11 protein-coding genes are annotated in these 12,334 nt (G+C 71.5%); 6 read left to right on the top strand and 5 right to left on the bottom strand.

The annotated features are described in order from the left end of the window. Window positions 1–81: 81 nt before the first annotated feature. The 3 genes from ACFYMM_RS00380 to ACFYMM_RS00370 are packed head-to-tail and all read right to left on the bottom strand — an operon-like array spanning window position 82 to window position 2,813. The gene (locus ACFYMM_RS00380) at window positions 82–885 is read right to left on the bottom strand and encodes an amino acid ABC transporter ATP-binding protein (protein WP_388382268.1); all 804 of its coding nucleotides are present in this window, start codon (window positions 883–885) and stop codon (window positions 82–84) included. After that, entirely contained in the window at window positions 882–1,820 is a 939-nt protein-coding gene (locus tag ACFYMM_RS00375) for an amino acid ABC transporter permease (RefSeq protein WP_388382266.1), read from the bottom strand. The genes ACFYMM_RS00380 and ACFYMM_RS00375 overlap by 4 nt, the downstream gene beginning before the upstream one ends. A 36-nt stretch (window positions 1,821–1,856) precedes the next feature. After that, on the bottom strand, window positions 1,857–2,813 hold the full coding sequence (locus tag ACFYMM_RS00370; protein ID WP_388382263.1) for an ABC transporter substrate-binding protein: 957 nt from the start codon (window positions 2,811–2,813) through the stop codon (window positions 1,857–1,859). Between the two features lie 498 nt (window positions 2,814–3,311). Here ACFYMM_RS00370 and ACFYMM_RS00365 point away from each other — a divergent pair, with 498 nt between their 5' ends. Continuing rightward, on the top strand, window positions 3,312–4,535 hold the full coding sequence (locus tag ACFYMM_RS00365) for an NADP-dependent malic enzyme (protein ID WP_388382261.1): 1,224 nt from the start codon (window positions 3,312–3,314) through the stop codon (window positions 4,533–4,535). 172 nt (window positions 4,536–4,707) lie between these two features. Further along, the gene (locus ACFYMM_RS00360; RefSeq protein WP_388382259.1) at window positions 4,708–5,679 is read left to right on the top strand and encodes a zinc-binding dehydrogenase; all 972 of its coding nucleotides are present in this window, start codon (window positions 4,708–4,710) and stop codon (window positions 5,677–5,679) included. Window position 5,680: 1 nt separating this feature from the next. Here the strand turns inward: ACFYMM_RS00360 and ACFYMM_RS00355 are convergent, their stop codons facing one another. After that, window positions 5,681–6,763, bottom strand: a complete 1,083-nt coding sequence (locus ACFYMM_RS00355; RefSeq protein WP_388382257.1) for a PadR family transcriptional regulator — start codon at window positions 6,761–6,763, stop codon at window positions 5,681–5,683. 1 nt (window position 6,764) lies between these two features. Further along, a complete protein-coding gene (locus ACFYMM_RS00350) occupies window positions 6,765–7,712 on the bottom strand; it encodes a DUF4097 domain-containing protein (protein ID WP_388382255.1) in 948 nt (315 codons plus the stop codon). 199 nt (window positions 7,713–7,911) lie between these two features. Here ACFYMM_RS00350 and ACFYMM_RS00345 point away from each other — a divergent pair, with 199 nt between their 5' ends. The 4 genes from ACFYMM_RS00345 (at window position 7,912) to ACFYMM_RS00330 (ending at window position 12,328) form a co-directional block, all read left to right on the top strand. After that, on the top strand, window positions 7,912–8,091 hold the full coding sequence (locus ACFYMM_RS00345; protein WP_003992906.1) for a DUF6104 family protein: 180 nt from the start codon (window positions 7,912–7,914) through the stop codon (window positions 8,089–8,091). Between the two features lie 102 nt (window positions 8,092–8,193). After that, on the top strand, window positions 8,194–8,604 hold the full coding sequence (locus tag ACFYMM_RS00340; protein ID WP_388382252.1) for a CU044_2847 family protein: 411 nt from the start codon (window positions 8,194–8,196) through the stop codon (window positions 8,602–8,604). Further along, window positions 8,601–11,132 (top strand): trypsin-like peptidase domain-containing protein, encoded by a 2,532-nt coding sequence (locus ACFYMM_RS00335; protein WP_388382250.1) that lies wholly within the window; start codon window positions 8,601–8,603, stop codon window positions 11,130–11,132. The genes ACFYMM_RS00340 and ACFYMM_RS00335 overlap by 4 nt, the downstream gene beginning before the upstream one ends. A gap of 176 nt (window positions 11,133–11,308) precedes the next feature. After that, on the top strand, window positions 11,309–12,328 hold the full coding sequence (locus tag ACFYMM_RS00330; RefSeq protein WP_388382247.1) for an AAA family ATPase: 1,020 nt from the start codon (window positions 11,309–11,311) through the stop codon (window positions 12,326–12,328). The last annotated feature ends 6 nt before the right edge of the window (window positions 12,329–12,334 follow it).

The raw sequence follows: 12,334 nt of genomic DNA, 5'->3' as shown, positions 1-12,334 counted from the left end.
GTAGCGACCGCGGCCGTAGCGACGCGCAAGGGGCGGTACGGGATGCCGTACCGCCCCTTGCGCGTCGTGGAACCGTGGTGTCTACAGCACCTTGGACAGGAACGACTGCGTCCGCTCGTGCCGCGGGTTCGTCAGGACGTCCCTCGGGTGGCCGGACTCGACGACCACCCCGCCGTCCATGAACACCAGGCTGTCGCCCACCTCACGGGCGAAGCCCATCTCATGGGTGACGACGATCATGGTCATGCCCGACTCGGCGAGGTCGCGCATGACGTCGAGGACGTCGCCGACCAGCTCCGGGTCGAGAGCCGAGGTCGGCTCGTCGAACAGCATCAGCTTCGGGTCCATCGCCAGCGCGCGGGCGATGGCGACGCGCTGCTGCTGGCCGCCGGAGAGCTGCGAGGGGTAGGTCCCGGACTTGTCGGCCAGGCCCACGCGCTCCAGCAGGCTCATCGCGCGGTGGTGCGCGTCGGCCTTGCCGGCGCCCTTGACCTGGATCGGGGCCTCCATGACGTTCTCCACGGCCGTCATGTGCGGGAACAGGTTGAAGCGCTGGAAGACCATGCCGATGTCCCGGCGCTTCAGGGCGACCTCACGGTCGCGCAGCTCGTAGAGCTTGTCGCCCTGCTGCCGGTAGCCGACCAGCTCGCCGTCGACGTACAGCCGGCCGGCGTTGATCTTCTCCAGATGGTTGATGCAGCGCAGGAACGTGCTCTTGCCGGAACCGGAGGGGCCGATGAGACAGAACACCTCGCCCGCCCTCACCTCAAGGTCGATGCCCTTGAGGACCTCGACCGCGCCGAACGACTTGTGGACGTTCTCGGCCCTGACCATCGGGACCGTGCGCGGCGCGACGGAGTCCGCCTTGCTCAGCGGCTCGCTCATACGCCCACCGCTCCCTTCGGCCGGCCCAGCGACAGCATGTTGGCCCTCACCTTCTGCCACGGGGTCGCCGGCAGGCTGCGGCTGGAGCCGCGGGCGTAGTACCGCTCGATGTAGTACTGGCCCACGCTCAGCACCGAGGTCATGATCAGGTACCAGGCGGCGGCGAGGAAGTACATCTCCACCGGGGCGCCGGAGTTCTGGCCGATGTCCTGGGCGTAGCGGAACAGCTCGGGATACTGGACGGCCGCCACCAGCGAGGTCGTCTTCAGCATGTTGATCACTTCGTTGCCGGTCGGCGGCACGATCACCCGCATCGCCTGCGGGATGATGATCCGCCGCAGCGTCTTGCCGTGGCTCATGCCCAGCGCGTGCGCCGCCTCGGTCTGGCCCTCGTCGACCGCGAGCAGACCGGCCCGGCAGATCTCGGCCATGTACGCGGCCTCGTTCAGACCCAGCCCGAGCAACGCCGTCAGCAGCGGCGTCATGAAGTTCGACCAGTAGTCCTTGTAGAGCGGCATCAGGTTGATGTACTCGAAGACCAGGCCCAGGTTGAACCAGAGGAACAGCTGCACCAGGACCGGGGTGCCGCGGAAGAACCAGATGTAGAACCAGGCGATGGACGAGGTCACCGGGTTCTTCGACAGCCGCATCACCGCGAGGAGGATGCCGCCGACGATGCCGATCAGCATCGACAGGACCGTCAGCAGGAGGGTCTTGCCGACGCCGGTCGTGATCCGGTCGTCGAAGAAGTAGTCCGGCACGGCATGCCAGTTGATCTTGCCCTGGCCGAACGCGTAGATGATCGCCGCGAGGATCGCGAGCGCGATGACGGCGGAGACGTACCGCCCGTAGTGCCGGACCGGGATCGCCCTGATGGCCTCCGGGCCGGCCGCGGGCGTGTCCCTGGGCTCCGCCGTCTTCTCTGTGTCAGTCACGGATGTTGCCTCTCGGTGGCCGCTCGGGGTGCGCGGTCACTTGCCGCCGTTGACGACGGACTCCTTGACCGCGCCGTCCTGGGCGCCCCACTTCTGGAGGATCTTCTGGTACTCGCCGCTCTTGATGATCGCGTTCATGGCGGCCTGCAGCGCGTCACGCAGCTGGGTCTCGCTCTTGGAGACGGCGATGCCGTACGGCGCCGCCTCGACCTGGGCGCCGACGATCTCGAAGTCCTTGCCGCCGCCGGAGGTCTTCGCGGCGTAGGCGGCGACCGGGAAGTCCGAGGAGGCCGCGTCCGCGCCGCCGGAGCGCAGCCGGGTCTGGGACTGCTGGTCGTCGTCGAAGGCCTCGATGGTGATCTGCTTGCCGCTCGGACACTTCTTCGTCTCGGCCTTCGCCAGGTCCTCCGAGACGGTGGAGCGCTCCACGGCGATCTTCTTGCCGCACAGGTCGGACCACGAGGTGATGCCCTTGGTGTCGCCCTTGCGGGTGTAGATCGACACACCGGCGGTCAGGTAGTCGACGAAGTCGACGCCCTCGCCGACCTTCTTCCCGGTCTGCGGGTCGACGCCGTCCTGACGGTTCTTGTTGTCCGTCATCGCGGACATCGCTATCTGGTAGCGGCCCGAGCGCAGGCCCGTGAGCAGGGCGTCGAAGGTGCCGTTGTCGAACTCGAACCGCACCCCGAGCTGCTTGCCCATGGCCGCGGCCAGGTCCGGGTCGAGACCGACGACCTTGCCGGAGGAGTCCTTGAACTCCACCGGGGCGTACGCGATGTCCGAACCGACCTTGATGACGCCCTTGCTCCGGATGTCCTGGGGGAGCTTGCCGGCCAGCGGGGCGGAGCCGGCGGACGCGCTGGAGGAGCTGTCGCTGTTCTTGGTCTGGTCACCGCAGCCGGTGAGCAGCAGGGTGCCCGCGACCGCGATCGCACCTACCGCCGCCAGACGGGGGCGCGTGGCGGTCGTACGACGGATGGAGCTTGCGGTCATCGTGGGTTCCTCCGGCGAATGGGTGGAGATGCCGACGGGTCGACGGGAACACACACCTTCGGGTGTCGCGACCTCGGGGGTTTACCGCATCTTGCCATTCGCATGAGACGGATCAGAGGGGCGGAGATGTCAAAATCGGATAACAGGGATGTCTCACTCCGCACCATCTGCGCGAACCCCTGTTTCCGGCCGGAAGATCTCCGGTCTGTCTCACGATGTGGTCGGCCGCTTCGGTCATCCGCAGGTCATGCGCGAGTCATCCGCCGGTGACCTTCGAGACTCGCGATGTGACCTTGCCCGTATTCGACTCGTCCTGGGCACCGTCCGTCGGGTAAGAAGGGTCTTTACACCCCTCATCCGGGGCTCAGGGCGCGTGTGCGGCGCGCCCGTCGCGTCTGTGCTCGTACGTATCAGCAACCGGGCCTTACGCGGTGCCCGCCCACCCCTCACCAGGAGTGGTCGACCCTCAAACCATGCATAGCTAAGGGGTAAAACGAAGTGGCAGCGGAGATCGTCAATCCTCGCAGCGACGGCAGTACGGATCGGGACGGCGGGGCCGAGCCCCTCGATTCCTTCGATCCGGTGTTCGCGCTGCACCGCGGCGGCAAGATGGCCGTGCAGGCCACCGTGCCGGTCCGTGACAAGGACGACCTTTCCCTCGCGTACACGCCCGGCGTCGCGCGCGTGTGCACCGCGATCGCGGAGCAGCCGGAGCTGGTCAACGACTACACATGGAAGTCCTCCGTGGTCGCCGTCGTCACCGACGGCACGGCCGTGCTGGGACTCGGGGACATCGGTCCCCAGGCCTCCCTCCCCGTGATGGAGGGCAAGGCGATTCTGTTCAAGCAGTTCGGTGGAGTGGACGCGGTGCCGATCGCGCTCGACTGCACCGGCGTCGACGAGATCGTGGAGACCGTCGTCCGGCTCGCCCCGTCCTTCGGCGGAGTGAACCTGGAGGACATCTCGGCACCGCGGTGCTTCGAGATCGAACGCAAGCTGCAGGAGCGCCTGGACATCCCGGTCTTCCACGACGACCAGCACGGTACGGCGGTCGTCACGCTGGCGGCCCTGCGCAACGCCGCGCGGCTGAGCAGGCGTTCGATCGCGGACCTGCGGGCCGTCATCTCGGGAGCCGGCGCGGCCGGTGTCGCCATCGCGAAGATGCTGGTCGAGGCCGGTATCGGGGATGTGGCGGTGGCCGACCGCAAGGGCGTCGTGTCGGCCGACCGGGAGGACCTGACCCCGGTCAAGCGGGAACTCGCCGGGTTCACCAACAAGGCGGGCGTCACCGGCTCCCTGGAGGACGCGCTGGCCGGCGCCGACGTCTTCATCGGCGTCTCCGGCGGTACGGTCCCGGAGGCGGCCGTGGCCTCCATGGCCGAGGGTGCCTTCGTGTTCGCGATGGCCAACCCGACCCCCGAGGTGCACCCCGAGGTGGCGCACAAGTACGCGGCGGTCGTCGCGACGGGGCGGTCCGACTTCCCGAACCAGATCAACAACGTGCTGGCCTTCCCGGGCATCTTCGCGGGTGCACTGCAGGTGCGGGCCACTCGGATCACGGAGGGGATGAAGATCGCCGCCGCCGAGGCCCTGGCCGGAGTGGTCGGGGATGATCTCGCCGCCGACTATGTGATTCCGTCTCCTTTCGACGAGCGGGTCGCTCCGGCGGTCACCGCGGCGGTCGCGGCCGCCGCGCGAGCCGAGGGCGTCGCCCGCCGGTGACCCGATGGCCCCGCCCGCCCGGGCGGGGCCATCGCCCTTCCCTTCGGGTGAGGCCCGGGGGTGTGGCGGGCGTGCCGGCCGGCTGGGCCGTGTGGGTGGCCGGGTGCAAGAGGGCATGTGTCACAGCCCCTCGTGGTTCCGTCGGCTGCACGGCGCACCTATCGTCGGCTGCATGTTCGCTGCCTACGCCGCCCGCATCGACCGTGACCAGCCGCTCAACGGCCTTGAGTTGGGGGAGCGTCCGGCCCCCGAGGCCCGACCGGGCTGGAGCACCGTCGACGTCCGGGCCGCCTCCCTCAATCACCACGACCTCTGGTCCCTGCGGGGCGTCGGCCTCCCGGAGGACCGGCTGCCGATGATCCTCGGCTGTGACGCCGCCGGTGTGGACGAGGACGGCAACGAGGTGGTCCTGCACTCCGTCATCGGCCAGACCGGCCACGGCGTCGGACCGGACGAACCCCGCTCCATCCTCACCGAGCGGTATCAGGGCACCTTCGCCGAGCAGGTCGCCGTACCCACCTGGAACGTCCTGCCCAAGCCCAGGGAGCTCTCCTTCGCCGAGGCCGCCTGTCTGCCGACGGCCTGGCTGACGGCGTACCGGATGCTGTTCACCAACGCCGGTGTCCGGCCCGGTGACTCGGTGCTCGTGCAGGGCGCGGGCGGCGGTGTCGCCACCGCCGCGATCGTGCTCGGCAAGGCGGCCGGTCTGCGGGTCTTCGCCACCAGCCGGGACGAGGCGAAGCGCAAGCGGGCGCTGGAACTGGGCGCCGTCGAGGCGGTGGAGTCCGGGGCCCGGCTGCCGCAGCGCGTGGACGCCGTCATCGAGACCGTCGGCGCCGCCACCTGGTCCCACTCGGTGAAGTCGCTGCGGCCCGGCGGCACGCTGGTCATCTCCGGTGCGACGAGCGGCGACCGGCCCTCCCACGCCGAGCTGACCCGGATCTTCTTCCTCGAACTCAAGGTCGTCGGCTCGACCATGGGAACGAAGGACGAGCTGGAGGACCTGCTCTCCTTCTGCGCCACCACCGGTGTACGTCCCGTCATCGACGAGGAACTGCCGCTCGACCGCGCCCGTGAGGGCTTCGAACGGCTCGCCTCCGGTGAACAGTTCGGAAAGATCGTGCTGACCAGCACGGGCGGCTGAGTCAGACCTTCGGGCGGCGCAGTATCGCGCCGAGGTGGGCCGCCGCCGTCGACAGATGGCGGCGGGCGTCGCGGAGCTGTTCCGGGGTGACACCGTGGTCGCGGGCCGCGTCCCGCACGTCGTCCCGGAACCGGTCGAGGAGCCGGTCGAGGTCGCGGGACGGGTCGCCGGTACTGTCCTCGTGGGCCCAGGACGGCTCGTACTCGGCGGGGAAGTCCTGCGGGGTGTGCGTGTACTCCGGCTGCTCCCGCGGCTCGGGCCGGCCGGTGCCGGCCGCCTCCGAGGGGCGGCCGAACCCCAAGTCCTTACCGAGCCCCTTCCCGTAGTCCTTGCCGAACTCGCCGAACTCCTTGGCGAGTTCGGTCAGCCCCTCCCGCACTCCCGTCGGCCAGTCGCCCCGGGCGAAGTGGTCCTGCACCTGCTCCTGGACCCGGCGGGCGATGCGCTGCACCTCCTCCTGGGCCTGCGCCCGTGCCCGGGCCTGCGCCTCCTGGGCCTGACGACGGGCCCGCTGGGCCTCCTCACGGGCCCGACGGCTCTCGTCCTTGGCGCGCCGGGCCTGCTCCTTCCATTCCTGCTTGACGCGGCGCATCTCCTCCTTGGCGGCCCGCCAGGACTCCTTGTCGCCGAGGTCACCGAGGCCGCCGTACTCCCCGTACTCCCCGTGGGTCTCGCCCGGGGCGTCCTTGGTGCCGCGCCTGGCCTCGGAGGCCGCCGCGCGCACCTCGCGCCGCAGATCACCGGCCGCGCCGCGCACATCGGCCCTTATCTCGGCGGCGAGTTCCGCGACCGACTCGCGGATCTCCAGTTCGAGGTCGGCCAGTTCGCCGCTGCGGTCGGCCAGTTCGGCCCGGCCCGCGTCCGTGATCGCGTACACCTTGCGGCCGCCCTCCGTGGTGTGCGTGACCAGGCCCTCGGCCTCCAGTTTGGCCAGCCGGGGGTAGACCGTGCCCGCGGAGGGCGCGTACAGGCCCTGGAAGCGCTCTTCGAGGAGCCTGATCACCTCGTAGCCGTGGCGGGGTGCCTCGTCGAGCAGCTTGAGCAGATAGAGGCGGAGGCGGCCGTGGGCGAAGACGGGGGGCATGTCAGAGCACCTTCTTGTCGGTCGTGCCGTCGGCCTGGGCGCTGGTGGCATCGGCGCCCGGGCCGGAAACGGAATTGTCCCCTGTCATGTCCTGTGGCCCCGCCGGGGGTGCGGCTTCCCACCCCGTTTCGTCGTCCTCGTCCTCCCTGGGCGGGCGACGCAGCAGGGCTATCGAGCCGGAGACCGTGGTGGCGCGGAGTTTGCCGGTGCCCGCGCCGAGGCGGCCGGTGATCTTGTGGGCCCCCCACTGGCCGTGCACCCGCAGGCCGTCGAAGGCGTTGGAGACCGTGCCGCTCGCCGTGTTGGCCTCCACGTCCGCGTCCGCGGGGTGCGGCAGGCGGATGGCGATCTCACCGGAGACGCTGGTCAGCCTGACGTCGGTGGGGCCGCCCGGATCGAGGTCGACGATCATCGAGCCGCTGACCGAGTCGGCGCGCACGGCGCAGCCGGCGGCGTCCACCACGGTGAGGTCGCCGGAGACCGAGTTGAAGCGCAGGTCGCCGGTGACGGCCTGGGCCTCCAGGTTCCCGGAGACCGTGTCCGCGCGGACCGGACCGGACAGCGCCACCAGGGTGGTGTCGCCGGTCACGCCCTTGACCGCCGTGGGCCCGCGCAGTCCGGAAAGGACCGCGCCGGCCCCGACCACGCCCACCTCGACCCGCGTGTCCGCCGGGACGGCGAGGGAGACGACCGCGCTGCGGCGCCAGCCCTTGCGGTCGAGCCACTTCAGGAAGCCCTTCCAGGGGAGGTCCTCGTAGGCCACGGTGAGTGTGCCGTCCCGCTGGGTGACCACGAGGGGCGGCCCCTCGATGTCGGAGACCTCCAGGCGGGCGGAACCCTCGTCGGTCCCCACGACGTTGACCGTTCCGTTGACGATGCGGACGTGCAGGTCGCTGACGGGGGTGTCGAAGGTGAGCTTCCTGGGCTCGGTGACCGACCACTCGGACATGGGACCTCCTCGGCGTCGACGTGCCACGACACGTCATATCGTGTCTTCCATAGAACACGATATATCGCGCCGAGGCAAGCACTCTTTCGTATGACTCGGGCGGCGCCGCCGCCGGTCCTCGGGCAGGCATAGGCTGTCTGCGAGCGCAACGAGAAGCCCGGCGCACGACGCGGACGTACCTTGCAGGAGAGGCAGACCCATGTACTTCACCGACCGCGGGATCGAGGAGTTGGAGAAGCGGCGCGGCGAGGAAGAGGTCACCTTCGAGTGGCTCGCCGAGCAGCTGCGGACGTTCGTGGACCTCAACCCGGACTTCGAGGTTCCGGTCGAGCGGCTGGCGACCTGGCTGGCCCGGCTCGACGACGAGGACGACGAGTAGGGAGGGGAAAACGGGCGGGGCGGGCAGCAGAGGCCGACAAGCCCCTCCCTCTCCCCTTCCTCCGGGGTTAGCCTTCTCCTCCCATCTGCGAACGGGGGCGACATGGGCGGAGGGGTCGAACGCATACGGTTCGACGACGGCACCGTCGTATGGGCGAGGATCGGCGCCGGCGACGAGGACGAGCCGGAAGCCGGGGGGTACTGGGACACCGCGCTGGGGGACCGGGTCATCGACATGGCCGGGGGGCTGGCCGGCACGGTCGGCGGCGTCGTGCGCTCCCTGCGCGCCGGTCTCGATGTCGCGGCCCCGGTCCAGGTGTCCGTCAGCTTCGGAATCGAACTGACGGCGCAGTCCGGCAAGATAGTGAGCGCCATCGCCGAGGGCGGCGGCAAATCCTCCCTCTCGGTGTCCCTGACCTGGACCGAACCGGCGGGCGCGGCCGGCGGGACCGGTCCCGCCGCGGCAGGCGGCGGTGACGCACCGCCCGGACCCCCGGCGTCCGGCGCCGAATGAGCGCCTTCGACGAGATGGTGCGCCCCTCCCTGGGACGCATCGGCCCCTCGGCCGACGGGTATGCAACGGACCGGGATGCGACGGGCCGTGACGCGTACTGGGGATCAGGCTTCTTCATAGCCCCGGGTTATCTGCTGACCTGCGCACATGTCGTGGGGAAGGGGGGAGCTGGGGTGTGCCGAGGGGAGAGCGCCATGGGCGTGACCTGGCAGGAGCGCACGGCCGACGGCTCCTGGCGGGAACGTACCGGCACCGGCACGGCCGTCCTCGTCGCGCCCGGGCCGGACGCGCCCGGCGCCGCCCGGGATGCCTGGCCGTTCCCCGATCTCGCGCTGGTGGAGGTGAGCGGCGCGGACGACGTGCGCTGCCTCTGGCTGAGCGACCGTGAGCCGGGCAGCGCGGCGCCCGTCGGGCTGTACGGCTGGTCGTTGCAGACCGGTGAGCTGGGCGTTCGGCACGGGATCGGCGACGTCACCGGCTCCGACGCGCGGGCGCTGCTGCTCGGTGGCAACCTGCCGATCGGCGGCCTGTCCGGCGGGCCCGTACTGGATCTGCGGTACGGCTCCGTCATCGGCGTGATCAAGGGGCGTCGCCGGGAGGAAGGGGTCGCCGTCCCGGTCACCGCGCTGCACGAGCTGCTCGACCTGCCGGGGGGCGCCCGGATCCTGCGCGCGGTGCGGCGCGGACACGACCTGCACCACGTCCGCCTCCTCGACGACCCGTCGCCGTACCCGAACTGGACCACGCTCCAGGCCACGCTGCCCGGCCAGGTGCCGTCGGCCTCCGGGATCACCGTCGAGTCGCGGGCGCGGCTCTACGGCCATCTCGCGCACCTGCCGCCGCCCGCCGGGCCCGGGGAGATCGTCCATCTCGTCGACGAGGTCAAGGAGCAGGTGCGCGGGGAACGGCTGCGGTCGCTGGTCCTGCAGAACGTGCGGACCTGGCGCGAGGGTGCCGGGCTGCTGCACGGGCTGCGCACGCTGGACCCCGGCGGTGGCGGCACGCTGGTCGACCTCGACGCGGTGCTGCTCTACGCGGCGAAGGTGGCCCGCAAGACCGTCCGGGAGCGGCCCGACGAGGTGAACCGGGAGCGGCTGCGGGCGTTTTCCGACTGGCTCACCGGGCAGGCCGACGGCCATCGGCACTGGGCGGTGGGCGAGGCGGTCCACTACCTGCTCGACGGTCTTTTCCCCTCCGGCGGTCGGTCCGGGAGCCCGGGGTCCGGGGACCTGCCCGGGGCGCCGCCGTCCGGCCTGCTGCCGGTGGGACCGCCCATGGGAGGCCTGTCCGACGTCGCGCGGGCCGGCGCGCCCTGCGGGGCCCAGCCGGCCGCGGACGCCGTCGGCTCCGCCGGGCCGCCGCCCCCCACACCCGCTTCCACGCTCACCGTGCCGTCGGCCCCGGCTCCTGTGCCGTCGGCCCCGGCTCCTGTGCCAACGCCCCCGGCTCCCGTGCCGTCGCCCCCGGCTCCCGGGTCGTCCGCCGCCGCGCCATCCGCCCCGGCGCCCGCGCCCGCCCTGGTGACCTCCGTCCCCGCCCCCACGCCGACCGCCCCCACGCCGACCGCCCCCACGCCGACCACCCCCACCCCGGCCGCTCCGCCGCCGTCGCCCCCCGCAGCACCCCCCGCCACCCGGACCGACGTCCTCGTCCGGGTCGGGGCCGCCATGTACGACGGGCGTTATCCGTGGAGTGTGCAGCTTCTCTACGACGGGCAGGACGTCACGCCCGTCGACGGAGACGACCGCGGGGTGCCGGCCGAGGAGTTGGGTGAGGTGCTGCGGGAGCCGCTGGCCTTGGCGTTGAGCCAGGGGGACCACGGGGAGCACCTGGCCGCTGTCGAGGTGTTCCTGCCGCGCACGCTGTTCGATCTGCCGGTCGACGACTGGCAGCTGGTTCCCGACGGCCCCGGCGGCGGCCCCGGCGCCGAGGACGACGACGCCGATCTGATCGACGAGCGGTCCATACCGCTCGGGCTGCGCCGCAGCGTCGTCATCCGGGACGTCCGGCGCAGCGACCGGCAGCCCTCGCCCGAGTGGCGCCGGCGCCGGCGGGGTGTCGCGCTCGGCCCGATGGCCCACGAGCCCCTGCACGGCCGGTCCCCGGCGGACGGCCACCCGCCGGGCGCCCGCCCCTCGGGCAAGTACCCGTACTACCGCGCCCTGTCGGCCATGGGCGACGCCTGCGTGCCGGTCTACTGCGGTCCGGTCGGCAGCGGAGAAGGCCTCGCGGCGTTGAAGGACGCGCTCATGGCCGGCCACTCCCTGGTGCTGTGGCGCCGGGACGCGCACGACCACGACGAGTGCAAGGCCTTCCACCAACAGGCGGCCGACCTGCTCGGACTGGCCCGGCACGCCGACGCGCTGCACGGCCCCGTCCGTGACCTCCGCATTCGGCTGGCCGACCCCGAGACCGCCCGCCCTCAAGGACTCAGGGGCAAACTCGCCGTACTGTTCGATCCGCCGGACCGGCCACCGTACGGAACGGAGATCATGCGGCCCCCGCCGCTGGCCGCCCCCGGCGGCTGACCCCGGCCGAACTCCCCGACCCCCCGTCAACTCTTCTGTTCCGCAAGGGCGTTCGCGTTCCGGGAAATGACACCGGGCGCCCTGAACCTCGTACCGGGCACGGCCGCCTGGCGGTAACGTCGTACGTCGAACGGCCGGACCCGCTGCATGATCACCAGAGCCGGGAGGAGCCCAAGGTGAACGACTGGCGGATCTACCGCGGAGTGGGCCAGCCGCACGACGGCGTACGGCGGTTGCCGGCGCCGCCGCCCTGGCGCGACTTCACGGCGTCGCGGGAGGACACGCGGTCCGGCCCCGAGGACCCCAGCAGCGCCCGCCGGCTCGGCGTACGCCGCCGCCTCGTCGAGAACTACGCGCCCCGGCCCGCCGAGGTCGACGCCGTCAACGCCGCCCTGTACCTGCGCCGGCCGCTGCTGGTCACGGGCAACCCGGGCACCGGAAAGTCGACCCTGGCCTATTCCATCGCCCATGAACTCGGGCTGGGCAAGGTGCTGCGCTGGCCGATCGTCAGCCGCACCGGCCTCCAGGACGGCCTGTACCGCTACGACGCGATAGGCCGCCTCCAGGACGTCCAGCTGGAGCGGGCCCGAAGCGGCAACGACCCGGCCGCGCCCGCCCCTTCCGGGATCGGGTCGTACATCCGGCTCGGCCCGCTCGGCACCGCCCTGCTCCCCGCCGAGCGGCCCCGCGTGCTGCTCATCGACGAACTCGACAAGAGCGACCTGGACCTGCCGAACGACCTCCTCAACACGCTGGAGGAGGGGGAGTTCTCGATCCACGAGCTGGAGCGGCTGGCCGACCGGGAACCCGTCGTCGAGGTGCTCACCCACGACGGTGACCGCGTCCCGGTGCACGGCGGCCGGGTCGCCTGCACGGCCTTCCCGGTGATCGTCCTGACCTCCAACGGCGAACGCGACTTCCCGGCCCCGCTGCTGCGCCGCTGCGTCCAGCTGGAGCTGGACCCGCCCGGCGAGGAGCAGCTGACCGCCATGGTCGAGGCGCACCTCGGCGAGCGGGGCGTCGCCGCCGGCGGCGATCTGATCAGGCGGTTCCTGGAACGCGAGCCGGGCGAGGTGCTCGCCGCCGACCAGCTCCTCAACGCCCTCTTCCTCACCCAGCACGATCCGCACGCGCAGAGCCTCACCCGGGAGCGGATCGCCGAGATGCTCATGCAGCCGCTCGACCGTACGAGGTGATGGCCG

This window comes from Streptomyces sp. NPDC006739, assembly GCF_042869815.1.
Classification (GTDB): Bacteria; Actinomycetota; Actinomycetes; order Streptomycetales; family Streptomycetaceae; genus Streptomyces.
This window is presented reverse-complemented; position numbering and strand designations above follow the sequence as displayed.

Bases quoted from the DNA above. Each gene is read 5' to 3' on its own strand.
- ACFYMM_RS00350 (WP_388382255.1), bottom strand. From the start codon at position 7,712: ATGTCCGAGTGGTCGGTCACCGAGCCCAGGAAGCTCACCTTCGACACC.
- ACFYMM_RS00380 (WP_388382268.1), bottom strand. From the start codon at position 885: ATGAGCGAGCCGCTGAGCAAGGCGGACTCCGTCGCGCCGCGCACGGTC.
- ACFYMM_RS00370 (WP_388382263.1), bottom strand. From the start codon at position 2,813: ATGACCGCAAGCTCCATCCGTCGTACGACCGCCACGCGCCCCCGTCTG.
- ACFYMM_RS00345 (WP_003992906.1), top strand. From the start codon at position 7,912: ATGTACTTCACCGACCGCGGGATCGAGGAGTTGGAGAAGCGGCGCGGC.
- ACFYMM_RS00360 (WP_388382259.1), top strand. From the start codon at position 4,708: ATGTTCGCTGCCTACGCCGCCCGCATCGACCGTGACCAGCCGCTCAAC.
- ACFYMM_RS00340 (WP_388382252.1), top strand. From the start codon at position 8,194: ATGGGCGGAGGGGTCGAACGCATACGGTTCGACGACGGCACCGTCGTA.
- ACFYMM_RS00335 (WP_388382250.1), top strand. From the start codon at position 8,601: ATGAGCGCCTTCGACGAGATGGTGCGCCCCTCCCTGGGACGCATCGGC.
- ACFYMM_RS00355 (WP_388382257.1), bottom strand. From the start codon at position 6,763: ATGCCCCCCGTCTTCGCCCACGGCCGCCTCCGCCTCTATCTGCTCAAG.